A 25,035-nucleotide genomic window follows, 5' to 3' on the forward strand; every position below is an offset into this window, starting at 1 on the left:
TCGCCGCTGCATTTGTGTCTCGGACCGAAGCGCGTCAGCTGGCGTCGGTCTTGCCTCCGGCCGCGGTTGTTCCGAACACGTTGGTGGCAGTGATACCGGCCGCACGCTCCTCGCGGGTCGTCTCCGCACCCGAGGACACACGCAGGTTGTTCTGCACATGCGTCACGCCCGAGACGCGCTCGGCCAGATCCTCAGCCCTGCGCCGCGATGCGCGGCTGTCAACGGAACCGGAGAGCGTCACCTCGGAACTCTCCACCAAAACCTCGACTTCCGAGGCGTCGATGAAGGGATCGTCCATCAGGCGATCACTGATGTCTTCGCGGATGCGATCGTCCGAACGACGATAGCCCTTTGGACCGCGGCCGCTGTGGCGCGCATCCTGCTGGCGCCGGCGCTCAGCGTCATCATCGCCGAACCAGGACGAAACTTCGTCGCTCGCACGCGAAACGAAGCCGCGGTCATCGTCGCGCTGACCGCCACGGGCATAACGCTGGGGATCGTTCTGATTTCCCTGGCTGTAATTGCCGCGATAGTCGCGGTCATAAGCAGGCGAGTAGTTGGTCGGATTGGCGTATTCGGAACGGCCATATCCCAGTTCCGACGAGGCCTGGCCGCGAGCCTGGCCTCCGCCATACCCCATCCCCTGGCCGCCATAGCCGCCTTGGGACGCAGCGCCACCATAAGGGCCCCGGTTCTGCGAATATCCGCCGTGCTGGTCACGATCGCCGCGATAGGGACCGGTATTGCGCTGCTGATCACTATAGGGCCCGACCGAACGGGTAGGACGCTGCCGGTAGTTTGTCATTCCCTCCTCGCCATAGCCGAGGCCGTAATCGTCCTCGCTGTAGCGGTCGCGATTGTAGAAATCCCGGTCTCCGCCCGGGCGGCGTGCCGCGTTGTCGCTCAGGCGACGCTCGTCGTGCCAGTGATCGTCACGATCAGCCATTGAATCCTCCCACGATTTTTCGTTGAGGCGCGAGAACGCGCCTGCTTCGAGAACGCAAGCCCGGGATCAGGGGTTCCTGCGCGGGTGAAAGTCAGCTGCCGGTCTTGGGATCCGCGATGTGCGGATCGGAAATGCGCTTCACGGTGTCAGGGGTTTCCGCGGCCACAAGATCGGACATGTCGTCGATCTCGCCTTCGCTGCCCATCTTGGCTTCGCGCATGGCGAGCTCTTCCCCCTGTCCGGGTTTCGACCAGACATCGGCGCGCAACGCCTCGGGGGAAACATCGACGGCGTTCGTCGGCTCGGCAGGGGCCGTGCGCGGCTTGTGGTCAGCCCGGTTGTCCTGCGTCATTGTGTGTCTCCTGTTCTACAGGGACAACACGCGGGGCTCGCGGAGGTTTCATCCGCGAGCCGGTTTGGCGGCTATGGGCTGGCCCAGTTCTCGCCGGCGATAGCGCTTCGGCGCAGCTGCTGAATCACCTGCTCCGCCAGATCCTCGGCGCTGCCGGACAAGGTTTCGAGGCGGATCTCGGGGGCTTCGGGCGCCTCATAAGGTGCGGAAATGCCGGTGAAGTTCGGGATCTCGCCCGCCTGTGCGCGCACATACAGGCCCTTGGGGTCGCGCCGCATGCATTCCTCGAGAGGCGTATCGACGAACACCTCGACGAACTCGCCCTCCTCCACCAGAGCGCGCACCATCTCCCGCTCGCCGCGCAGAGGGGAGATGAACGAGCACAGCACGATGAGGCCGGCATCCAGCATCAGCTTCGCCACCTCGCCGGCGCGCCGGATGTTCTCGTTGCGGTCGGCCTCGGTGAAGCCGAGATCGCTGTTCAGGCCGTGGCGCAGATTGTCGCCATCCAGTATGTAGGTGTGATGGCCCGCAGCATGGAGGCGCGCCTCCACCAGCCGCGCGATGGTCGACTTTCCCGAGCCCGACAGGCCCGTGAACCAGACGATCATCGGCTTCTGGTACTTGGCCGCCGCGCGCGCCGCCTTGTCGAGCGCGGTGCTCTCCAGATGCACATTGGTCGCGCGGCGCAGCGGCAGCTCGATCATGCCCGCGCCGGCGGTCTCGTTGGTGGAACGGTCCACCAGGATGAAGGCGCCGGTCGCGCGGTTCTGCTCGTAGGGGTCGAAAGCCACCGGAGTTGCCGTCGCGAATTCGACCAGTGCGATCTCGTTCAGGCCCAGGCTCTCGGCCGAGCTTTTCTCCAGCGTATTGACGTCGATCCTGTGCCGGATCGCCCGCACGGTGGCCGGCACCCAGCGCGTGCCGATGCGCATCAGGTAGGCGCGGCCGGGCTCGACCGGCGTCTCGCTCATCCACAGCACATGGGCGCTGAAGGCATCTGCCGTTTCAGCGCGGGACTGCGGATCGCTGAGCACGTCGCCGCGCGTCACATCCACTTCCTCGGCGAGGACCAGCGTCACCGCGTCGGCGGCGACAGCCTCATCCAGATCGCCATCGGCGGTGACGATGCGGGCTACCTGCGTGACCTTGCCCGATCCCGAGACCACGATCTGATCGCCGGGCCGGATGCGGCCGGAGGCGACCGTGCCCGCGAAACCCCGGAAATCGAGATTCGGCCGGTTCACCCATTGCACCGGGAAGCGGAAGGGCGCGGACTGGAGGTCCGCCTCGACATCCACGGTTTCGAGGTGCTCAAGCAGGCTGGGACCCGTGTACCAGGGGGTGTGCTCGGAGCGCGCCGTGACATTGTCGCCGTAGCGCGCCGACAGCGGCACAGCTGTCACCGAGCCGAAGCCGAGGTCTCGCGAGAACGCCGCGAAGTCCTCGACGATGCGGGTGAACACCGCCTCGTCGTACTTCATCAGGTCGATCTTGTTGACCGCGAGCACGATGTTGCGGACGCCCAGCAGCGAGCAGATGAAGGCGTGTCGCTTGGTCTGCACCAGCACGCCCTTGCGGGCGTCGATGAGGATGATGGCAAGCTGCGCCGTGGAGGCGCCCGTCGCCATGTTGCGGGTGTACTGCTCGTGCCCGGGCGTGTCGGCCACGATGAAGCTGCGCTTCGGCGTGGCGAAGAAGCGGTAGGCCACATCGATGGTGATGCCCTGCTGGCGCTCGGCCTCCAGCCCGTCCACCAGCAGCGCGAAGTCGATCTCCTCGCCCGTGGTGCCGTGCTTGCGGCTGTCCTTTTCCAGCGTGGCAAGCTGGTCCTCGAAGATGGTCTTCGATTCATAGAGCAGGCGGCCGATCAGCGTCGACTTGCCGTCGTCCACCGAGCCGCAGGTGATGAAGCGCAGGAGGTTGCCGTCTCCGGCCTCCAGCGCGCCGCTTTCCAGCGCATGGGCTGCAACGAGCGCGTCCATCAGAAGTACCCCTCGCGCTTCTTCTTCTCCATGGAGGCGCTCTCGTCGCTGTCGATGAGGCGGCCCTGCCGTTCGGAGGTGCGGGCGATCATCATCTCGTGCACGATGTCCTGCACGCTGATGGCGTCGCTTTCGATGGCACCGGTCAGCGGGTAGCAACCGAGGGTCCGGAAGCGGACGCGCTTCATCTGCGGCACCTCCCCCGGCTCCAGCGGCAGGCGGTCATCGTCGACCATGATCCATGTGCCGGAGCGCCACACCACCGGCCGCTCCTTCGCGAAATACAGCGGAACGATGGGGATCTCTTCGGAGAGGATGTATTGCCAGATATCGAGCTCGGTCCAGTTCGACAGCGGAAAGACACGGATCGACTCACCGGCCTTCACGCGCGTGTTGAACAGGCTCCAAAGCTCCGGGCGTTGCATGCGCGGGTCCCAGGCATGGCTGGCATTGCGGAACGAGAAGATGCGCTCCTTGGCGCGGCTCTTCTCCTCGTCGCGCCGGGCGCCGCCGAAGGCCGCGTCGAATTTCCCGATATCGAGCGCCTGCTTGAGGCCCTCCGTCTTCATCACCTGCGTGTGCAGGGACGAGCCATGGCTGATCGGACCCATGCCGCGGGCGACGCCGTCCTGATTAATGTGGACGCGCAGATCGAAGCCGAGGCGCTTGGCTTCCGCCTCACGAAACTCGATCATCTCCCGGAATTTCCAGGTCGTATCGACGTGAAGGAACGGGAATGGCGGCTTCGAGGGAAAGAACGCCTTCATCGCGAGGTGCAGCATGACGCTGCTGTCCTTGCCGATGGAGTAGAGCATGACCGGGTTCGAGAACTCGGCGGCGACCTCCCGCATGATGGAGATCGACTCGGCTTCCAAACGCTTGAGATGTGCGTGCAAAGGACAAAACCACACGATTGCTATGTAGGGCGACGGATGTAAGCCCGTTTCGGTCTACATGCAATCGCGTGGCTATCGATACAATCTACGTATCTTACTTGTTTTTAGTATCGGTCTTCGTGGCTGCTCGGGCTTCCGTCGGAGCGCGCTGCTGGTAGGTGCCGACCAGCTCGCCATAGCCAACGACATGGCCTTTCATCGCGTCCAGGAACTCTGCCCGCCCTGCACCCGGCGCAACGTCCAGCATCGTGTCGAGCGCGAACACCTGCGCATGGTAGTGGTGCGGAGCATCACCGGCAGGCGGCTTCATTCCGTACCAACCGGTGGATCCGAACGAGTTGGCTCCCTGAATGACACCTTCGGGATCGAGCAGCTTCGGCTGGCCCGGAATGCCCTCGGGGAGGGATTTCATGTCCGGGGGGATGTTGGCGATGATCCAGTGCACGAAGGGAGGATTTTCCTTCACGTCGGGATCCTCGACCAGCACCGCCAGCGACTTGGCGGCGGATGGGACGTTCGCGAACGCCAGTGGGATCGACAGCTTCTCTCCGCTTTCCGCGTGCCGGCTGGGGATCATCTTGTCGTCGGCGAAGCTCGGCGAGGTCACCCCGATCTTCTCGGCCTTGGCCGCATCGAGGATCTTGCCCGCGAGATCGGCCGGCGTCTGCTGCTTACCCATCTGCGTCTCGCCGCCGGACGCGGTTTTCGCCTGCATCACGTCGGCTGACTGCGGCGCCGTCTGCCCTGCGGCGGCCGAACCGGCGCTGCCGTCGTGCGACACGCGATAGATCACGCCGTTCTCGTCGTCGCCGAACAGCAGCGCGCCATCCGGCGCAACCGCGAGGCCGACAAGCCGGCCCATATGCTCGAATTTGTCGCCGCTGCCGGACATGAAGCCGGTCACGAACGGCTCTATGCCGGCAGGCTTGCCGTTCTCGAAGCGGATGCGGACCACCTCATAGCCGGATGGAGGCTTGCGGTTCCACGAACCGCGCATCGCGACGAAGGCGTCGTCACGATACTCCTCCGGGAACATGTCGCCCTTGTAGAACGCCATCTGCATGGGCGCGGCATGAGCCGTGTAGAGCAGCGCCGGCTCCTCGCTCGTGCTCGCCCATTGCTCAAGGGTGATTTCGCCGGGAGGGTTGTCCTGCGGGTTGATCTTCTGGTCCGCATAGATGAACGGCCAGCCGTATTTCTTGCCCTCGACAATGAGGTTCAGTTCCTCGGACTGGTCGTTGTCGCCCAGCCAGTCGATGCCATGATCCATGCCCCACAGCTTGCCGTCCTTGGACCAGTCGAAGCCGATGGTGTTGCGCAGGCCGGAGGCGAAGATCGTGCGCTCGGTGCCGTCGGGCTTCGTTCGCAGCATGGTCGCATTCTCGGGATTGGCCTCGTCGCAGGCGTTGCAGGTCGAACCGACGGAAATGTAGAGCATCCCGTCGGGCCCGAAGCCGATGGTGCGGTTGGGGTGCTGGCCGGCATCCGGCAGGTCGCTGATGATGCGCCTGGGCTCTTCCAGGGTGCCGTCCGCCTTGATGTCAGCGGCGTACACATCCTTGATGGTGGTGAAGTAGAGCTTACCCTCGTGAACCGCGAGGCCGTGGGCGTTGGGCCGGTTCACAACCACCTTCGTCTCGTCGGCCTGTCCGTCGCCGTTCGTGTCGCGCAGCATGATGATGTCCCCGACATTGCGCCGCGAGGCATAGACCTGGCCCTTGGGGCCCACTGCGAGGATGCGCGGGTTCACGGTCTCGCGTGCGAACACCTGAACCTTGAAGCCTTGCGGGACCTTGAGCCCCTGCACCTTCTCATCGGTGGCCTCGACCTTCCTGGGTTCGAGGATATGCCCGGTGATCTGCACGTTGGAATATTTGCCGACTTCCTGTGCCGCCGCGGGTGCGACGAGCGCCGTGCTGGAGACAAGTATCGCGAGCAAAGCGGCAAGGGATTTGGTGCGGGTCATCGGATCTCCCAGATCGTCGGAACGGGCGTGCGCTCAAGGCGCAGCCGGGAAACCCTTCACGTCCTCGACCGTTCCCGCCCTCGCGCTGACTTGACCTGAGCGCCCCGCGCGCGACTTCTCCGTCATGACATCCCCTGCCCGCCTCGGCTTCTGCTGCAAGTTCATTCCCGAAGACGGAGACCCGCTCGCCCTCAAGCGCATGAACATGGCCTCGACCACCATCTCCGCGCTGTCACGCCTCGACGGCCCCCGAGTCACGGAGAAGCTTCTCGGCCTTGCCCGCCACAACATGCAGGCGCTGCGCCTGCAGATGGAGGATGTGGCGGCGCGCCCGCCCTTGCAGCGGCTGCTGCGCGTCGTCAGCTCGATCCTGCCGGCCTACAACCATCCGCTCGGCGTGCATTACCGGGAGCCGGTGCTGCGCGAGGAGATCGAGCGCGGCTTTGCCGAAGCCGGACGCATCGCCCGAGAGGCCGGCATTCGCATCAGCATGCATCCGGACCAGTTCTGCGTGCTGAACTCAGCCTCGGACAAGGTGGTCGAGAACAGTCTCGGCGAGCTCGAATACCATACCGAAGTGATGCGCATGATGGGACTGGCCGGCGGGTGGCACCCGCTTGGCTCGGTGGTGAACATTCATGGCGGAGGCCGTGCGGCAGGGACGGAGCCGTTCCGGGCGAACTTGGCCCGCTTGTCGGAGGATTGCAGGAACCTGCTGACCGTGGAGAACGACGAGGTGTCCTTCGGACTGGAAGACCTGCTGCCTCTGGCGGACGTGGTGCCCATCGTCGTCGACTTCCACCATCACTGGATCGCAAGCCGTGGCGAATACATCCTGCCGGACGACCCGCGTCTCGACCGGGTGCGGGAGTCATGGCGTGGCGTGCGTCCCCTCACCCACACCAGCGTATCGCGCGAAGGCCTGCTGGCGGAGCATGATCCGGACGTTCTGCCGGACTTTAACGCCCTTCTCGCCGCCGGCATCACCGCGCGCGACCTGCGCGGACACTCCGACATGATGTGGAACCGCGCACTCAACCGCTACATCGCCGGCCACCTCGCATGGGCAGATGTGGAGGTGGAGGCGAAGATGAAGAACCTGGCCTCGTCGCAACTGGCAGCGCAGGTGGAGGCGTTGGCCGCCTGAATGATCTAAAGCATCCGGCGGCTTGATCGGCCGCCGGATATTTTCTCCGGGATCAGCTGCCCCTCCGCTCCAGGAACACCGTCGCGAGCGGCGGCAAGTTCAGGCTCAGCGAATGCGGGCGGCCATGGCTTGGGCTGTCGCTGGAGTGCAGCCCGCCGGAATTGCCGACATTGCTGCCGGCATAGCAGGCGGCATCCGTATTGATGACCTCGCGGTAGAAGCCGGGATGCGGCACTCCGATGCGGTAGCCCTCGCGCGGTATGGGCGTGAAGTTCGAGATCGCCACCACGACGTCACCGTCCGTCGCGCCCTTGCGCAGCCATGCGATCACGCTTGTGTCGTTGTCGTCCGAAATCAGCCATTCGAAGCCCGAAGCCTCGCAGTCGCGTTCGTGAAGCGCGGGGATGTCGCGGTAGACCACGTTGAGGTCGCGAACCAGGTCCTTCACGCCCGCATGGAACGGCTGTTCCAGCAGGTGCCAGTCCACGCTGGAGTTGAAGTTCCATTCCTTCCGCTGCCCGATCTCGCAGCCCATGAAGAGCAGCTTCTTGCCGGGATGGGCCCACATGAAGCCGAGATAGGCGCGCAGATTGGCGAACTTCTGCCACTCGTCGCCGGGCATGCGGTCGAACAGCGAGCCTTTCCCGTGCACCACCTCGTCGTGGCTGATCGGCAGGATGAAGTTCTCGGAGAAGGCGTAGAGCAGCCCGAAGGTCAGGTCGTGGTGATGGTAGCGGCGGTGGATCGGATCGTTCTGGATGTAGTGCAGCGTGTCGTGCATCCACCCCATGTTCCACTTGAAGCCGAAGCCCAGACCTCCCGCATAAGTGGGGTGGGACACGCCCGGCCATGAGGTCGATTCCTCGGCGATCGTCATGACGCCCGGCGAGACGCTGTAGACCGTCTCGTTCATGCGGCGCATGAAATCGATGCTCTCGAGGTTCTCGTTGCCGCCGTAGCGGTTGGGGATCCACTCGCCGTGCTTGCGGGAATAATCGAGGTAGAGCATGGACGCGACGGCATCCACGCGCAGGCCGTCGAGGTGGTAGCGCTCGGCCCAGAACCGCGCATTGGCGACGAGGAAGGCCGAAACCTCCGCGCGGCCGAAATTGTAGATGTAGGTGCCCCAGTCCTGATGGAAGCCCTGGCGGGGATCGGCATGCTCGTACAGATGCGTGCCATCGAACTCGCCAAGGCCGTGGGCGTCGATGGGGAAATGGCCGGGCACCCAGTCGAGGATGATGCCGATCTCGGCTGCGTGCGCGGCTTCCACGAAGTGCAGGAAGTCCTGCGGCGTACCGAAGCGGCTGGTCGGCGCGAACAGCGCGGTGGGCTGATAGCCCCACGAGCCATCGAACGGATGCTCCGTGATCGGCAGCAGTTCGAGATGCGTGAAGCCCATCTCCTCGACGTAGGGGATCAGCTTGTCCGCCATTTCCCTGTAGGTCAGCGAGCGGTTCTCTTCCTCGGGCACGCGCGCCCAGGAGCCGAGATGCACCTCATAGACGGAGACCGGCTTCTTGCGCGGATCACCCTCGGCACGGCGGGTCATCCAGTCGCCATCCTGCCAGTCATGCGAGGCTGTGCCGGTGAGGATGGAGGCGGTCTCCGGGCGCAGCTGTGCGGCGAAGGCCATCGGGTCGGCCTTCAGCGGCAGCAGGTTGCCGTTTGGCCCGAGCAATTCGAACTTGTAGTGCTGGCCGACCTCCACTCCCGGGATGAACAGCTCCCAGACGCCCCCGTCATGGCGCAGGCGCATGGGATGGCAGCGGCCATCCCAGCCGTTGAAATCCCCCACCACGCTGACGCGGCTCGCATTCGGGGCCCAGACCGCGAAGGCGAAACCTTCCACGCCCTCGTGCCTGCGCGGATGTGCGCCCAGCACCCGGAACGGCGCATCGCTGCCGACATCGCGCAGTGCGCGCACATCGGCGTCGTTCAGCACGCTGCCGAAGCCATAGGGATCGACCAGCAAGGCGGGCAGCTGGCTGCCATAATCCACGCGAAGCCGATAATCCGGCCGCTCGCGCGAGGAGAAACGCGCCACGTAGAAGCCGTTGGGATGGCGGCGCTCCATGACCTGGAGCACCGTAGCTCCATCCGCCGACACCACCGAGGCGGAACGCGCCGCCGGCAGCATGGCCCGCACTTCCCACAACCCCTGCGCGATCTTGTGAGGACCAAGCACCGCGAAGGGGTCGCCATGCCGGCCTTCGGCCACGGCCTCGAGCGCACCATGAGGCAGCTCAGCCAGTTGCGGGCCATGGCGAAGAATGCCCTTCGGCGAGGCAATCCGGGTATCGGTCATCAACGGTGGTCCTGTTCCAGTTCCTGGAGAACGCCGCGCACCGGCGTACCGATCCAGTCGGGACGATTGTTGGCTTCGTAGACAACCTCGTAGAATGCCTTGCTGAGCATGTGCAGCTTCAGCAGGTTCTGGCGGGTCACACGGTCCGCGATCCAGACAGGGCTGCCCTCGAGCGCCTCCCTGTAGCCTTCCACGAACGCGCCGGAGATCGCCTTGAGGAACTCCGCAGCGGCGGTCGAGGCGCGGGAGCCCGCTTCCGGCATACGGCTCGCAACATCTCGGCTTGCAGTGTCGGTTGCGTAGGCAAAGGAACGCAGCATGCCGGCAACGTCACGCATGGGCGAGAACTTGCCACGACGCTCTTCGGCCGGCCGCGAGGGCTCACCTTCGAAATCGACAAGGTAGACGTCGTCGAAGGCGATCAGCACCTGTCCAAGATGGAAGTCGCCGTGAATGCGCGTCTTCAGGGCGCCAACGGGTTCGATATCCAGATAGTCGATCGCGGCGAGGCTTTCGCCCTTGAATTCCAGCAGGCGCCGGGTCTCGTGCGTATGAGCGCTGGCGGGAAGCTTCTCCAAGGCTTCGAACGCCTTGCGAGCCTGCTCCCGCGCATCGGCGACGGCTGCGTGCACGTCGTCGAACGTGAGGGGTTCGGCCTTGAAGGCTTCATCCTCCGTAGGCGTTGCAAAGGCGCGGTGAACTTCCGCGGTGCGCTTTCCGAGGATGCCGGCGTAGCGCAGGTAGGGCGCGAAGGCCTCTTCGATGGGCAAGGCCTGGTCGAGGGGGATCAGCGAGTAGGTTTCCAGCTCGCGCTTCAGTGCTTCCAGCATGCCGGTCCAGGCGTCACCCTGATTGGGCACGAAGGCCTGAAGCACGGCGAGCGCCGTGACGGTTCCATCCGGTGCAAGGTGATGCACCGCGCCGAGATGCGCAGGCGTATTGGCGTAACCTGCGACTTCCGTCAGGAACTTCCCGACCTCGATTTCCGGATGAATGCCCGGCTGCAGGCGGCGATAAAGCTTCAGCACAAGATGCTCGCCGAACCCGATGGAGGTGTTGGACTGCTCGCCGCTGAAGCGGCGGGGCAGGTTTTCTCCGCTCGTGGCATCGCCAAGAGCCGCCAATGCTTCGGGAAAGCGGCTGCCCGCTTCGAAATCGATGCGTCCTTCACGGGTGGAGAAGTTGGCCCCACGCTCGAACCCGTTGAGCAAAGCGAGCGCGAACTCCGGCGCCGCAGCCGCATCGTAGAGAAGCCCGACGCGCGGACCACGACGCACGCGTGCCAGCGAGGACGGCACCAGATGCTCCTCCTCCGTCTCTGCGATGGCAAGCGGCAGCGAATACATCTGGCGTTCGCCGTTCTGCAGGCTGACGGCCACGCGCGGCCAGGTGAAGGTATCGGCTCCGTGCCGGTCACGCATGACGGTGTGGTCCACGACCTCCACCTTCTCGATGCGCGAGGTCTTGCCCGCGAACCAGCGCTGGCGCGGCAGATAGTTCGGGGCTGCCGTCTTTTCGAAGGCAACCTGCTCGCGGTCGCGGAACAGGCTGTCCGGTGTTCCCTGAAGGACCATGGTGAAGAGCTCCGGAGCGCGCACCTGCGGCACCGCGCCTCGCACCTTCTCGGTCACGCTGAACCAATAGAAGCCGTAGGCCGGCAAGGTCAGCAGATAGGGCAGCTCCCCGATGGCAGGAAACTCGGTGCCGCCGGAAAGTTCGACCGGTACGCGACCGCTCAATTCCGTCAGGTCCAGTTCGACGGCCTGCGGCGCGCGCGAGAAATTGGCTACGCACAGCAGGGTTTCGCCATCGAGTTCGCGCAGATAGGCCAGCACCTTCCGGTTTTCCGGCGACAGGAAGCGCAGCGTCCCGCGTCCGAACGCCTTGAAGTTCTTGCGGATCGCCACGAGGCGGCGCAGCCAGTTCAGGCCGCTTGCAGGGCTCCGCAACTGGGCTTCGACGTTGACGGCCTGAAAGCCGTAGGTCGGGTCCTGGATGGCGGGCAGGAAGAGGCTCGCGGGATCGGCCTTCGAGAAACCGCCATTGCGGTCCGGCGACCATTGCATGGGGGTGCGGACGCCGTCCCGGTCACCGAGATAGATGTTGTCGCCCATGCCGATCTCATCGCCGTAGTAGAGAAACGGCGTTCCCGGCATGGAGAACAGCAAGGAGTTCAGCAGCTCGACCTTGCGGCGGTCGTTCTCCAGCAAGGGAGCAAGGCGACGGCGGATGCCCAAATTGATGCGGGCGCGCCGGTCGCCGGCATAGAAGGTCCAAAGATAGTCGCGTTCCGATTCCGTGACCATTTCAAGCGTCAGCTCGTCGTGGTTGCGGAGGAAGATCGCCCACTGCGTGCCTTCCGGAATCTCCGGCGTCTGGCGCATGATGTCGGTGATGGGATGCCGGTCTTCCTGCGCGATCGCCATGTACATGCGCGGCATCAGCGGGAAGTGGAACGCCATGTGGCATTCGTCGCCGTCGCCGAAATAGGGCGCGGTCTCTTCCGGCCACTGATTGGCCTCGGCCAGCAGCATCCGGTCCGGATATGAGCGGTCGAGCGCCTGACGGATGCGCTTGATGACCTGATGGGTGTCCGGCAGGTTCTCGCAGTTCGTGCCGTCGCGCTCCACGAGATAGGGGATCGCGTCGAGCCGCAGCCCGTCCACTCCCATGTCCAGCCAATAGCGCATCACCTGCAGGATGGAGGCGAGAACGCGCGGATTGTCGAAGTTCAGATCCGGCTGGTGCGAGTAGAAGCGATGCCAGAAATAGGCGCCCGCCACCGGATCCCAGGTCCAGTTCGACTTCTCGGTGTCGAGGAAGATGATGCGGGTGTCGGAATATTCCTTCGCCGTATCGGACCACACATAGAAGTCACGGTATGGCGAGCCCTTCTTGGCCTGCCGGGCGCGCTGGAACCAGGGATGCTGGTCCGAAGTGTGGTTGATGACAAGTTCGGTCACCACCCGCAGGTCGCGCGCATGCGCCTCGCGGATGAAGCGCCGGAAGTCGCGCATCGTGCCGTAGGACGGGTTGATGTCCTTGTAATCGGCAATGTCATAGCCGTCGTCGCGCAGCGGCGAAGGATAGAACGGCATCACCCACAATGCGGTGACGCCGAGATCCTTGATGTAATCGAGCTTCTGGGTAACGCCCTCGAAGTCACCGACACCATCATTGTTGCTGTCGAAGAACGACTTTACATGGATCTGGTAGAATACGGCGTCGCGGAACCATTGCGGGTCGCTGCGATCGATCATGAGCGGCTCTCTTACGGACGAGGCGGAATGAGCCGCCAGATGACAACGGGCCGAACATCCGGCTCGAGGGCGATAACGTGAGACTTGCCGTTCAAGGTGAAGCGGCCTCCGTTGAGGAGATCCTCGGCCTCGATCTTGGCGTGATCAGGCAGGCCGAATTCCCAGAGCGGCACCTCGAAGCTGGCATCCTGCCTGTTGTGCGGATCGAGGTTGACCAGCACCACCACGCAATTGTCCCGCTTCGGGGTCATGCGGGCATAGGCCAGCACATTCTCGTTCCAGGCATTGAGGAACAGCACGTTGCGGAAGTCCGCCAGTGCCGGATTCTCGCGCCGGATGTGGTTCAGGGCCGTGATGTGCTCCCGGATGTTGCCCGGACGATCCCAGTCCCACGCCTTGATCTCGTACTTCTCGGAATCGAGATATTCCTCGCGGCCGGGAAGCGGCGTCGCCTCGCAGAGCTCAAATCCGGAATAGAGACCCCACGCACCAGACAGGGTAGAGGCCAAAGTCGAGCGGATGATGAAGCCCGCCCGCCCCGACGTCTGCAGCGGCACGGGATTGATGTCAGGCGTGTTGACGAAGAAATTGGGGCGGTAATATTCGCCCATCTCCCCGCCGAGCTCCGTCACATACTCCATCAGCTCGGCCTTGGTGTTGCGCCAGGTGAAATAGGTGTAGCTCTGCTGATAGCCGATCTTGGCCAGCGCCTTCATCATTTTGGGACGCGTGAAGGCTTCGGCCAGGAAGATGGCATCGGGGAACTCGCCGTTCACTTCCGCGATCATCCACTTCCAGAACGGCAGCGGCTTGGTGTGCGGATTGTCCACGCGGAAGATGCGCACGCCTTCCCGCGCCCAGAACAGCACCGCATCGCGAAGCGCGTACCACAGCGAGGGCACGGATTCCTTGCGGTAGAAATCGACGTTGACGATGTCCTCGTACTTCTTCGGCGGGTTCTCCGCGTACTTGATCGTGCCGTCGGGGCGCCAGTCGAACCATTCCGGGTGCTGCTTGATCCAGGGATGATCCGGCGAGCACTGGATGGCGAAATCGACCGCGATCTCCAGGCCATGCTCGTGCGCCGCGTTCACCAGCCGGCGGAAGTCGTCGAGAGTGCCGAGATCGGGGTGGATGGCGTCGTGACCGCCTTCGGCCGAACCGATGGCGTAGACGGACCCGACATCGTCAGGGCCCGGCGTCAAGGTGTTGTTCTTGCCCTTGCGGTTGATCTTCCCGATGGGGTTGATCGGCGGGAAGTACAGCACGTCAAAGCCCATATCCTTGACGTAGGGCAGCTTGCGGATGACGTCGTCGAAAGTGCCGTGGCGGTTCGGATCGTCCGACATCGAGCGCGGAAACAGCTCGTACCAGGCGGAGAAACGCGCGGCCAGCCGGTCAGCGATGACGACCAGTTCGCGATCATAGCGCGAAAGATTTGTGCGCTCGGCGTTGCGTGCCACCAGGCCAGCGTTGAGCGGATCGAGCATTGTGTCGAGCTGCGCCTGCGAGCCGGCTTCCGCCTTGTTGACGGTGGCGAGCAGCTTCGCCAAAGCCTTGGCATCGGCCTTGCCGCCGAGGCCCGCCGCCCTCTCCAGAATGCCGACGCCTTCGATGATCTCAAGGCGCACATTCTGCCCGGCTGCGACCTTCTTCTCGATCTCGCTCTTCCAGGTGATGAACGGGTCGCGCCACGCCTCGACGGTGAAGATGTAGCGGGTGTTGCGCTCAAGCGGGAAGCTGGCGTGCCAACGATCGTTCGTCGTCGGCGACATCGCGGTGCGGCGCCACTCGGTCTCGTCAACAGCCCGGTAAAGCAGTTCGGCGGCAACCTTGTCGTGGCCATCGGCGAAGATGTCTGCGGAAACCTCGACCTGTTCACCGACAATGCGCTTCACCGGCGTGCGGCCGCCATCGATCTCGGGCGCCACGCCCTCGATGATGATGCGGTTCTCGCCTTTCGGCTCGACTTGTGGCGCCTTCTTCGGCGGGGCGGCGCGGGCGGCGGTGAAGACACGAACCTCACCGGGCTCCAGAACGAACGGCACGCCTGGAATCAGGTCGGCTGGCTGCGAACCGGGCGTCATGTCGGCGAAGCGGCCGAAGGTGCCGCCTGTCAGCGCCAGAAGCGCTGCGGCATCGACCGGCTGCGGGACCGTGCCGATATTCGTCAGCAGAAGATTGGCGTAGGACGCGCCGAGCGCATGTCCTGCGTCCAGCCGCAGCAAGGCCAGCACGGGGCTGTCGGGTGGGCTGAGGCGTGTCTGCGCGCCCTCCACATTGCATGGCGGCAATTCGGCACGAAGCCGGTTGATGGACGCGACATAGTCCGAGATGTCGATGCCCGTGTCTTCACGGTCTGCCGGCGTGGTGTTCACGACATGCAGAGGCTTGCGGTAGCCGAACTCGTAGCCCTGCGGCATCAGCACGCCGGCGGAGAACATCGCGGCCAGCGCGTAGCGCGTCTTGAGCTCACGCGCGACGAAATCCGCATCTGCCGGAAGATCCGCCGCCACGCGCGCTGTGTCGTGGTTCTCGGGGAATGAAATCGACGGAGAGATGGTGCGCAGGGTGTCGTATTGCGCGAGCGCCCACGGCGCCTTGAAGTCCCACCAGGCAAAGCTGTTGAAGAGGTAGTCGAAGCCCGCATCGGCGACGGCCTGCGTTTCTTCCAGCGTGCAGCCGAGGGTCTCGGCGGCGAACAGGCAGCTGGCATTGCGTGCCTTCGACTCGCCGATCAGGCGCTTCCAGACATCGGCCGGCACCTTGTAGGCGGCGTCGCAGCGGAATCCCCGCACGCCCAGCGACTGGAGGTGCGCCATGTAGCGGTCCCAGTAATCGATCAGGAACTCGCGCGCGGCTTCGTCGTGATAGTTCAGCTCCGCGAGATCGCCCCACACGGTGCGAACGGTCGGGTCCACCGGATCGACCGCATAGGGGCTTTCGATTTCGCCGTTCTCGTCGCGCACGAAAACTTCCGGCCGCTCATGGGCCAGTTCCGCATCCCGCGCGGTGTGGTTGATGACGAGGTCGGTCATCACGCCGAGGCCGAGACCGTCCGCCTGCTTCACGAAGGCGGCGATCTGCGCGTCGTCATTTCCCGCCGCGGCATCCCGCACACGCTCGTCCAGCCGGTAGGGGTCCGCCACGGCATACAGGCTGCGAGAGCCGCCCGTCTGGTGGTACGGGTTCACGTAGACCCAGTCGAATCCCATCGCGGCGATGCGCGGCAACTCCGCTCCCCATTGGGGAACGGTGCCGGCGAGCAGCGGAAACAGGTTGTAGATCCGAGGACCGGACACGGTTTCGGTCCCGGCCCCTGCATGGCTGGTCATCGTGGGCAGTGGAGCGTTCATGAAACCTTCCTCAGGACAGCAACCGGGAAGCCAGCAAAGAGTTCCCCGGCACGGACATCGCCCGGGCCGGTCAGTTCCGCACCGGTGAACAGATCCCGCCATGTGCCCTCGGGCAGCCGGATCTGCGTATCACCCCACGCATCCGCAGCCGGCGGCAGAGCCGACTCGCCGCCAAGTGTCGCGACGAGCCTGGGCACTGCGACGAAGATATTCTGGTCCCCATACGTCCGTGTGAATGCCAGAAGGTGGTCGGCTTTCTCGCCGGCCGCAGCCAGCGGCTCGTAGTCGCCCTGAGCGTAGACGAGAGGTTCCGCAGCCCGGTCGCCCAGCAAGCGCGCCGTGACGAACTGCTTCACGCGGCCGCTGCGCCAGTCCGAGATCATGGCCTGCGGGTCGTCCCCGGCAGCAAGCGCCTTCTCCAGCGCCTTGTAGTCAACCGGCCGGCGATTGTCGGGATCGACGAGCGAGAAGTCCCAGAACTCGGTGCCCTGATAGGTGTCGGGAACACCGGGGATGGTGAGCTTCAGCGCCGTGCGGATGAGGCCGTTCAGATAGCCGTATTCAGCCAGATTTGCGGCGATCGGCCGGAACTCACGCAGGAAGCGGCTTCCGGGCGCCAGGATCTGGTCGAGGAACGAAGCAACGGCGCGCTCATATTCCTCGTCATTGTTGACCCAGCTTGTGAACCTTTTGGCCTCGCGCATGGCCTTCTCGGCATAGGCCTTGATGCGTTCGCGGAAGGAGGCGAGTTCCTTATCGTTGTCCTCCTCCAGCAGTTCCAGCGGCCAGGAGCCGAGGAGCGTCTGCAGGAACATCAGCTGGTCATTGCCGTCGGGAGCATCCGCGCCTTCGACCTTGTCCAGCACCTCGCCCGCGATCTCGCGCCAGAGATCGAGGATACGCGCCCATTCGTCGGGCATTTCGGACAGCGCCGTCAGGCGTGCACGGGCGTCCTCGCCGCGCTTGGTGTCATGCGTTGCGGTGGCGATCATGGAGCCCGGCCAATTGCGGGCGCGCTCCACATTCGCCTCATGGAACGCCGCGACATCGATGCCGAAATGGTCGGGATCGCCGCCCACCTCGTTCAGCGAGATCAGCCGCGCATAGCGGTAGAACAAGGTGTCCTCGAGGCTCTTGGCCATGACCGGGCCGGTGAGCTGCTGGAAGCGGCGCCGGAAGCGGGCGATGTCGCGCGCGGACGGACGGCCCGGTCCTTCGGTGTCGATGGTGCCGGTGATGGCCGCGAGGATGAAGTCATGCACCGACCGATCGGGAAGCAGGCTCCACCTCTTGGCGCGGCTTACCGTCCATTCCAGAAGCTCGTGATCCGCCTCCTCCACCTCGCCGTCCGGGCCGATATAGGTCCGGTAGACGGGGAAGCGCGCCACGATTTCGGCAGCGGCCCGGCGCAGCGCATGGACCGTGTAGTCCCGCGTGCGCGGATCGACATCGGCGATGCGCTTCAGGTCAGATACGAGCACTTCGAGTTCGCTCGCGAAACTGTTCTCGATGACCTCGTGCTTGGCGGCGCGCAGCATGCTGCCATAGCCGCCTTCGAGGTCGCTCATGTCGCGATAGATGTTCTCGAAGCGCGCCCCGTTCTCCTTCGCCACCAGCACGCCATCGATCTGGTTGAGCACCTCGTAGCCGGTGGTTCCGGCGATGGGCCATGGCCGCAGCTTCTCGCCGGGTTCGAGGATCTTCTCGACCAGTACGTAGAAACCCGGGCCGACCGCGTTCTGCAAGGCGCGGGCATAGCCGCCGGGATCGGCCAGTCCGTCGATATGGTCGATGCGCAGGCCCTGGATGTGCCCCTCGGCGACAAGGCGGAAGATCAGCTCATGGGCGCGACGGAACACGTCCGGCTTCTCCACCCGGATACCGCCCAGCGAGTTGATGTCGAAGAAGCGGCGGTAGTTGATGTCGCTCGCCGCAACGCGCCAATGGGCCAGCCGGTAGTTCTGCTGCTCCAGCAGGCGATGAAGCCCGCCGAAGCTTTCCGGCTCGCCCTGCACGCCGTTGATCAGCGAAACCGCACGTTCGATGGCCTGCGTCACATCGGGCTTCGCGGATGCCACTGCGGCGATGCGCTTCTTCAGTGCCTCGGCTTCTGCCGGGAAATCTGCGCGGCGCTCCGGCTCGGTCTCGCCGGCCATTGCGCGAAGCCGCTCGGCAACGTTGAGCAGTTCGGCGCGGCTTTCGGCATGGTCCTCGGGAAGTGCGGCCAATGCGCGGTCGATGAGGGCCGAATAGTCCAGCGGACAGATCGGGAAACGGTGCTCGTAGTGCCAGACGCTGAACGTGCCTTCGGCGGCATCGAACTGCAGCTTCAGCTCGCCGCCCAGCATGGCATCGCCATAGCGGTTTCCGAGGAACGGGATGACCATCTTCCCGCCCGCGCCGAGCCTCTGCCAGTCCACGTCGAAGGTGTCGCCGACGGGAGAAAGCTCGCCCCATTCCAGCACCGAAAGCCATGCCGGATTGTCGGCGCCGCCGACGCCCATATGGTTCGGCACAATGTCGAGGATGAAGCCGAGCCCGTGCTCCTTGATGACGGAGGAGAGGCGCAGGAACGCCTCTTCCCCTCCCAGTTCCGGATTGATGACATCGTGGTTGACGATGTCATAGCCGTGCGTGGACCCGGGCCGCGCCTGAAGGATGGGCGAGGCGTAGACATGGCTGATGCCGAGCTTCGCAAGGTACGGGACGATCTTCTCCGCATCCGCGAAGGTGAAGTCCTTGTGGAACTGCAAGCGATAGGTCGCGCGCGGCGGGGGAGCGGCAAGGCCGGCATTGCTCCTGCGCGTGCTGCGCCCCTCTTCGCTCATGATCGCGGCCCAACGGGCAAGCTGGCCACCCGGCGCCACCAGATCCGTGACATCGGCCGACAGCCTGCGCCGCCAGTTCGGGTGTCCCTGATCAAGCCCCGGAAGATTGGCCTGGTTGAGCTCACCGGCCGCGTCCTCGAACTGGATGGCCGTCAGCGCCGAGCGGGTGCATGCGAGGAAGCGGATGATGGCGTCGAGCGGCGGCTCGGCGGGCGGGGTCGCGTCGTCCAGCAGGCCTTCGGACACAAGGGTCTGGCAGAAGCTCGCGATCTCGCGGGTGCGGTTCGCACGCTCGTTTTCAGACGATTGCTGATCGAACACGCCGAGCGTCTGGCGCAGGTCGATGTCGAGGCCACGCCACCAGCCGCGCAGGGTCGGCAGATCATGCGTGGTGAACACTGAAAGCGCGCAGTGCGGGTAGGACTCGGGGAGCTTGAACTGGTCGCCGTCGCGCTCGAAGAACAGGACGCGGTAGCTGAGCAGCCCGGCCTCCATGATGGCGTCGGAGAACCCCTTGGGCCCGGTTCCGAGATCCTCGGCGATGACGAGGCAGCGGTTGCGGTGGCTCTCCAGCTTCAGCACCGCCAGCATCGCCTCGAAGGGATAGCTGACATAGGCGCCCTCGGCAGCGGTCGCGCCTTCCGGGATAAGGAAGAGCCGCTGCAGCTGGAAGGCGTGGTCGATGCGGATGGCGCCGGCATGGCGCATGTTCGCGGTGACGAGCGCGCGGAAGGCCGCGAGGCCCTGCCGCTCCAGCGCCAGCGGATCGAATGGCGGAAGACCCCAGTTCTGACCCTGCGGACCCAGCGGATCGGGCGGCGCGCCTACCGACAGACCGGCTACGAACCGCTCCGGATGCGACCAGTATTCCGAACCGCCGCGGTCACCTCCCACCGCGAGGTCGCGGTAAAGGCCGATGCTCATGCCGCCATGCGCCGCCAGTTCCGCCGCGCGGCCGACTTGCAGATCGCACTGCCACTGAACCCAGGCATGGAAATCCACGCGATCGCTGTTCTGCTTTGCGAATGCGTTCACCGCATCGGAGTCGGCCCGGCGGAAATCCTCCGGCCATTCGCCGCTCCAGAACAGGCCCTGCTCTCGGAAATGCTCGGACAGGGCTTCGAAGAGGGCATGGGCGTGCAGCGCCTCGCCGGACTCGCGACGAAACGCCTCGAAGGCCGACACGTCTCCCTTGCGGCGGAAGTCCGCATATAGGGCCTCGATCATGGGGCGCTTCAGCTCCCAGACCGCGGAGTGATCCACCAAGGTCGCCGAGTGCAGCGCTTCCAGCTTCTGCTGGACCTCGTCGCTCTTGTAGAGCCGTTCAGCCTCACTGCCCGCAAAGCCGTCTATGGCTGCCGGATCGAGGAACAGGCTTTCAAGAAACAGCCGGGACGAAGGCGAGTACGGAGAAATCTTGGCACGGTCGGTGGGGAACAGCGCGTGCAAGGGGCTGAGGCCCAGGAAATCGGCACCCAGCGCCGCTGCACCTGCAGCCGCATCCGCGACATCGGTGTAGTCGCCGATGCCCATGTTTCGCGCGGAGCGCAGGCCATAGACCTGCGCGCTCACGCCCCAGGAGCGGCCGCCCTCTTCGATGGCATCCGGAGACCAGCAGGTGTCCGGCGCGCAGATCACGGTTGCCGTCAAATCGGCGTCCGCTGTCCGCACTTCGAGCCGGTAATAGCCGGCCTCGAGGATCGGCAGGTCGATGGTGCCGGTGGCCTGTCCATCCGCGACGGCTTTGCCGCCATCCTCCGGCACCACGCTCCACGATGCGGAGCCCGCTGCGTTCAGCGTGACCCGGCTCTTGCGCCCTGCAGTGATGCAGATCAGTGGAGCGACGGGACCGTTCCGCATGGCGTCGACTTCCGCCACCGCCTGCTCCATCGCCTCGACGGACCCGGTGTCGAAGCCCAGTCCGTGAAGGACCTTTCGCCGGGCATCCGAACTGGTCGTTACTTCCCGATCGTTCTGGTCGCGGTAGGACGCGGCGAGCCCGACGAGATCGGCCAGGCGTTCGATGAGACGGTCCTGCTGGCTCAAACCAGGCTCTCCGATTTGCGGGTTGTAAGGATTGAGGCCGTCCAGGACGGCAGGGTCACATGGCCGTCGTCGTGCGCGGCGTTCGGGGATTGCCAGATGACACGTTCGGGGCTCGCGGTTTCAACGGTCCATGTGTCGTCGCCGCAGTTCAGCAGCAGGCGCAGCGCCCCTGCGTCGAAGGTCCACTGGACGTCGAGGCGACCTTCACGCGGAACGATGTAGCGACCGCCATGAAAAACGCTTTTCAGCAGCGGCACGACCTCGTCGCGCCGGATGAACAACAGTTCGCGCGTCTCTCCGCGCACCGCATGATAGGGCTGCTGCTGCGCCTCATCCCAGTTCAGGCGGGAGCGCTCGAAGGTCGCGACGTCAGTGGGATCCGGCACGTCGTCTTCGTGGCCCGCGAAGGCCTTGAAGTGCGCGAACTCGCGGCGCCTGCCCTCGCGGACCGCCTTGGACAAATCGGGATCGCTGGAGAAGTCGACGAAGAACTGGAACGGCGTGGATGCGGCCCAATCCTCCCCCATGAACATCAAGGGAATCTGCGGGCTCAGCAGAAAGGCGGCACGGGCCGTCTGCAGCTTCTCCGCAGGCACCAGATCAGATAGCCGCTCACCCAGTGCGCGATTGCCGATCTGGTCGTGGTTCTGGAGGAAGGCCACGAACGCGCTCGGCGACAGATGCGCCGAAGGCTCGCCGCGCGGCTTGCCCGAATGCGCCGACACCTCGCCCTGATAGGTGAAACCCTCCGCCAGGGCCCGACCGAGGCGGTCCAGCGGGCGATCGGCGAAGTCACTGTAATAGCCCTCGTCCTCGCCGGTCAGCAGCGGGTGCCAGCAATTGTGGATGTCGTCCGCCCATTGCGCTGTGTGCTGCTTGGGAGCGATGCCGTCACGCGTCAGCCAGCGTGCTTGATTGAGTTCGTTCTCCAGCACAAGGTGGACGTGGCGACCTGCGCAGGCCGTGCGGGCACGGCCGGCCAGCTCGTCCAGGAAGTGGCGATCGCTGTCGTCGATGATGGCGTGGACGGCGTCAAACCGCAGCCCGTCCATGTTGAACTCTTCAAGCCAGTACAGCGTATTGTGGATGAAGAAGTCGCGCACGGGCGCGGCGTCCTTGCCATCCACGTTAATGGCCGCACCCCACGGCGTCTTGTGACGCTCGGTGAAGAAGGTGCCGGCATAGGAGTGCAGGTAGTTCCCGGCCGGGCCGAAGTGGTTGTAGACCACGTCCAGCATGACGGAGAGGCCGTGGGCGTGGGCTGCGTCCACGAAATGCTTGAGGTCGTCCGGCGTGCCGTAGGCTGAATCGGGCGCATAGGGCAGCACGCCGTCATAGCCCCAATTGCGCGAGCCGAGGAAATCCCCGACCGGCATCAGCTCGATCATCGTAAAGCCATAGGCGGCGATCTCACCGAGCTTCTCCTCCAGAGCCCGGTAAGTGCCTTCAGTCGTCGCGGTGCCGACATGCACCTCGTAGATCACCGTCTCTTCCCAGGGCCGGCCGCGCCATGCGGTCTCCCGCCACTGGTAGGCGGCGGGATCCACGACAAGGCTCTCCCGATGCACATCGTCGGGCTGGAAGCGAGAAGCAGGGTCCGGAACCGTAAGGTCTCCGTTGATCCGGTAGGCGTAGCGGCTTCCCGCCCGCGCGCCCGGAACGAAGGCGCGGTACCAGCCGCCGTCCTCCTTCGGCAGAACATGCTCGCTGCCGTCGACCAGCAGCTTCACGCTCTCCGCGGTGGGCGCCCAGAACTGGAACCGGACGCCGTCAGCATCCGGAACTGCCCCGAAGGGCATGTCATGCCTGTGCTGCATCGCCGTTCCTCCGGGCTGCGTGCTGGAACAGCATCAAGCTTCGGCTGCTCATGGGAACAGCGCCGCCGGCTTCCAGGATCTTAGGCTCACCACGTACGAGCCCGTCGGGCAGGTTGGTGTCGAGCACGGCGACCCAGGTCTCGCCCGGGAAGCCTTCCGGCAGGCGGAACTCGACATCCTCATGGAACGCGTTCATCAGCAGCAGGAAGCGCTGGCCATCCTGCGCGTCGTTGCCGAACTGCACGCCGATGGTCTTGCGCCCGCCATCGCCCCAATCCTCCGGCGAGGCTTCCCGTCCGTCCGGCACCAGCCAGTAGCTGTCCTTCAGATCCTTGCCCGGCACATTTCGGCCAGTGAAGAACGTGTTGCGGCGGAACGCGTCATAACGCTTGCGCAGCCCAACGAGAGCCTGCGTGAATCCCGGCAAGTCGGGATCCGCCTCGCGCGAGGTCTCCCAGTTGAACCAGTTCGTCTCGTTGTCCTGCGCATAGGCGTTGTTGTTGCCGTCCTGCGTGCGCGACATCTCATCGCCCATCAGAAGCATGGGAATGCCCTGCGACAGCATCAACGTTGCGATGAAGTTACGCTTCTGGCGAGCACGGAGATCGTTGATCGCCTGATCGTCCGTGGGGCCTTCGGCTCCGCAGTTCCAGGACAGATTGTGCGAGTGGCCGTCGCGGTTGTCCTCGCCGTTCGCCTCGTTGTGGCGCTCGTTGTAGCTGACCACGTCGTGCAGCGTGTAGCCGTCATGCGAGGCGATGAAGTTGACGCTGGCCCATGGCTGGCGGCCGGCATGCGAATAGATCTCGCCGGAACCGGCGATGACCCGCGCAACCGCCGGCAGCTGGCCCTCGTCACCGCGCCAGAATGCGCGGACGGTGTCGCGGTACTGGTCGTTCCACTCGCTCCAGCCGGCCGGGAAACCGCCGACCTGATAGCCGCCACCGCCGACGTCCCAAGGCTCGGCGATCAGCTTGACCTTGGACAGGACGGGGTCCTGACCGCAGGCTTGAAGGAAACCGGAGCGCTGGTTGTAGTCGAAGGGGTCTCTCGCGAGGGTCGGGGCCAGATCGAAGCGGAAACCGTCGATGTGGTAGGCCTCCACCCAGTGGCGCAGGGAGTCCATGACCATCTGCAGCACCCGCGGATGGGAGACATCGAGCGTGTTGCCGGTGCCGGTCGAATCCCAGGAATGGCGGGGACTTTCCGGCGGCAGCTTGTAGTAGGAGCGGTTGTCGATGCCGCGGAACGACAGGGTGGGGCCGAGATGGCTTCCCTCGCAAGTGTGGTTGTAGACCACGTCGAGGATGACCTCGATGCCTGCATCGTGCAGCGAGCGGATCGCGGAGCGGAAGCCGGCAATGCCCGCCTCGCCGAGATAGCGCGGCTCCGGCGCGAAATAGGCCAAAGTCGAGTAGCCCCAATAGTTCTTGAGGCCCTTCTCCACCAGGAACCGGTCATCGACGAAGGCGTGGATCGGCATCAGCTCGACGGCGGTGATGCCCATCTTCACGAGATGCTCGATGACGGCGGGATGGCCGAGCGCCGCATAGGTGCCGCGCATCATCGGCGGCACGTCGGGGTGAAGCTGCGTCAGCCCCTTCACATGCGCCTCGTAGAAGACGGTGTCCTTCCACGGCGTGCGCGGCGCGCGGTCGTCGCCCCAATCGTGCAGCGGGCTTTCGACGACGCATTTGGGCATCATGCGCGCACTGTCTCGACGGTCGAGCGTCAGGTCGCCTCGCTGTGAACCCAAACGGTAGCCGAACATCGCGTCATGCCAGCGCAGCTTGCCCGAAAGTTGGCGGGCATAGGGATCGAGCAGCAGCTTGTGCGGGTTGAAGCGATGCCCATGCAGCGGCTCGTAGGGTCCATGCACCCGGTAGCCGTAGAGCTGCCCCAGCTGCATGCCTTCGATGTAGACGTGCCAGACATTATCGGTGCGACGCGGCAGGCGGATGCGCTGGATCTCGCGCACGCCGGTCTTCTCGAAGAGGCAGAGTTCAACGCCGGTCGCATGCTGGGAAAACAGCGCAAAATTGACGCCCTTGCCGTCCCATGTCGCGCCCAAGGGATATGGCGAGCCGTCGTCGATGCGAAACATTAAGAGCGTCTTTCCGGGGAGGGC

Annotated in this window: 12 protein-coding genes; 1 reads left to right on the forward strand and 11 read right to left on the reverse strand. The window is 64.7% G+C overall.

Features of this window, described 5'->3' with window-relative positions:
* Positions 1-34: 34 nt before the first annotated feature.
* The 5 genes from SCD90_RS00475 to SCD90_RS00495 form a co-directional block, all read right to left on the reverse strand.
* The gene (locus SCD90_RS00475; RefSeq protein WP_319842650.1) at positions 35-946 is read right to left on the reverse strand and encodes a BON domain-containing protein; all 912 of its coding nucleotides are present in this window, start codon (positions 944-946) and stop codon (positions 35-37) included.
* 91 nt (positions 947-1,037) lie between these two features.
* Entirely contained in the window at positions 1,038-1,298 is a 261-nt protein-coding gene (locus SCD90_RS00480) for a hypothetical protein (RefSeq protein WP_319842651.1), read from the reverse strand.
* Between the two features lie 71 nt (positions 1,299-1,369).
* Entirely contained in the window at positions 1,370-3,283 is a 1,914-nt protein-coding gene (gene cysN / locus SCD90_RS00485; protein WP_319842652.1) for a sulfate adenylyltransferase subunit CysN, read from the reverse strand.
* Entirely contained in the window at positions 3,283-4,134 is an 852-nt protein-coding gene (cysD, locus tag SCD90_RS00490) for a sulfate adenylyltransferase subunit CysD (RefSeq protein ID WP_425265626.1), read from the reverse strand. Before cysD ends, cysN begins: the two co-directional genes overlap by 1 nt.
* Positions 4,135-4,273: 139 nt before the next feature.
* Positions 4,274-6,145: a YbhB/YbcL family Raf kinase inhibitor-like protein gene (locus tag SCD90_RS00495; protein ID WP_319842654.1), complete on the reverse strand. Its 1,872-nt coding sequence runs from the start codon at positions 6,143-6,145 to the stop codon at positions 4,274-4,276.
* 124 nt (positions 6,146-6,269) lie between these two features.
* Here SCD90_RS00495 and uvsE point away from each other — a divergent pair, with 124 nt between their 5' ends.
* A complete protein-coding gene (uvsE, locus tag SCD90_RS00500) occupies positions 6,270-7,292 on the forward strand; it encodes a UV DNA damage repair endonuclease UvsE (RefSeq protein ID WP_319842655.1) in 1,023 nt (340 codons plus the stop codon).
* Between the two features lie 52 nt (positions 7,293-7,344).
* On the opposite strand, the gene glgB is transcribed toward uvsE, so the two are convergent.
* The 6 genes from glgB to glgX are packed head-to-tail and all read right to left on the reverse strand — an operon-like array spanning position 7,345 to position 25,011.
* Positions 7,345-9,600 (reverse strand): 1,4-alpha-glucan branching protein GlgB, encoded by a 2,256-nt coding sequence (gene glgB / locus SCD90_RS00505; RefSeq protein ID WP_319842657.1) that lies wholly within the window; start codon positions 9,598-9,600, stop codon positions 7,345-7,347.
* The gene (gene treS / locus SCD90_RS00510; RefSeq protein ID WP_319842658.1) at positions 9,600-12,860 is read right to left on the reverse strand and encodes a maltose alpha-D-glucosyltransferase; all 3,261 of its coding nucleotides are present in this window, start codon (positions 12,858-12,860) and stop codon (positions 9,600-9,602) included. Before treS ends, glgB begins: the two co-directional genes overlap by 1 nt.
* Before the next feature lie 11 nt (positions 12,861-12,871).
* Entirely contained in the window at positions 12,872-16,216 is a 3,345-nt protein-coding gene (locus tag SCD90_RS00515; protein ID WP_319842659.1) for a maltotransferase domain-containing protein, read from the reverse strand.
* Positions 16,213-21,090: a malto-oligosyltrehalose synthase gene (locus SCD90_RS00520; protein WP_319842660.1), complete on the reverse strand. Its 4,878-nt coding sequence runs from the start codon at positions 21,088-21,090 to the stop codon at positions 16,213-16,215. The genes SCD90_RS00515 and SCD90_RS00520 overlap by 4 nt, the downstream gene beginning before the upstream one ends.
* Positions 21,087-22,907: a malto-oligosyltrehalose trehalohydrolase gene (gene treZ, locus SCD90_RS00525; protein WP_319842661.1), complete on the reverse strand. Its 1,821-nt coding sequence runs from the start codon at positions 22,905-22,907 to the stop codon at positions 21,087-21,089. Before treZ ends, SCD90_RS00520 begins: the two co-directional genes overlap by 4 nt.
* Positions 22,891-25,011 carry a glycogen debranching protein GlgX gene (gene glgX / locus SCD90_RS00530; protein WP_319842662.1) on the reverse strand — a complete coding sequence of 707 codons (2,121 nt, stop codon included), beginning with the start codon at positions 25,009-25,011 and terminating at the stop codon, positions 22,891-22,893. The genes treZ and glgX overlap by 17 nt, the downstream gene beginning before the upstream one ends.
* Positions 25,012-25,035 lie beyond the last annotated feature (24 nt).

Source organism: Terrihabitans rhizophilus, assembly GCF_033898525.1.
GTDB lineage: Bacteria > Pseudomonadota > Alphaproteobacteria > Rhizobiales > Methylopilaceae > Flaviflagellibacter > Flaviflagellibacter rhizophilus.

Coding starts and splice junctions, on each gene's coding strand:
- SCD90_RS00475 (WP_319842650.1), bottom strand. CDS start 946: ATGGCTGATCGTGACGATCACTGGCACGACGAGCGTCGCCTGAGCGAC.
- SCD90_RS00480 (WP_319842651.1), bottom strand. CDS start 1,298: ATGACGCAGGACAACCGGGCTGACCACAAGCCGCGCACGGCCCCTGCC.
- cysN (WP_319842652.1), bottom strand. CDS start 3,283: ATGGACGCGCTCGTTGCAGCCCATGCGCTGGAAAGCGGCGCGCTGGAG.
- cysD (WP_425265626.1), bottom strand. CDS start 4,134: ATGCGGGAGGTCGCCGCCGAGTTCTCGAACCCGGTCATGCTCTACTCC.
- SCD90_RS00495 (WP_319842654.1), bottom strand. CDS start 6,145: ATGACCCGCACCAAATCCCTTGCCGCTTTGCTCGCGATACTTGTCTCC.
- uvsE (WP_319842655.1), top strand. CDS start 6,270: ATGACATCCCCTGCCCGCCTCGGCTTCTGCTGCAAGTTCATTCCCGAA.
- glgB (WP_319842657.1), bottom strand. CDS start 9,600: ATGACCGATACCCGGATTGCCTCGCCGAAGGGCATTCTTCGCCATGGC.
- treS (WP_319842658.1), bottom strand. CDS start 12,860: ATGATCGATCGCAGCGACCCGCAATGGTTCCGCGACGCCGTATTCTAC.
- SCD90_RS00515 (WP_319842659.1), bottom strand. CDS start 16,216: ATGAACGCTCCACTGCCCACGATGACCAGCCATGCAGGGGCCGGGACC.
- treZ (WP_319842661.1), bottom strand. CDS start 22,907: ATGCAGCACAGGCATGACATGCCCTTCGGGGCAGTTCCGGATGCTGAC.
- glgX (WP_319842662.1), bottom strand. CDS start 25,011: ATGTTTCGCATCGACGACGGCTCGCCATATCCCTTGGGCGCGACATGG.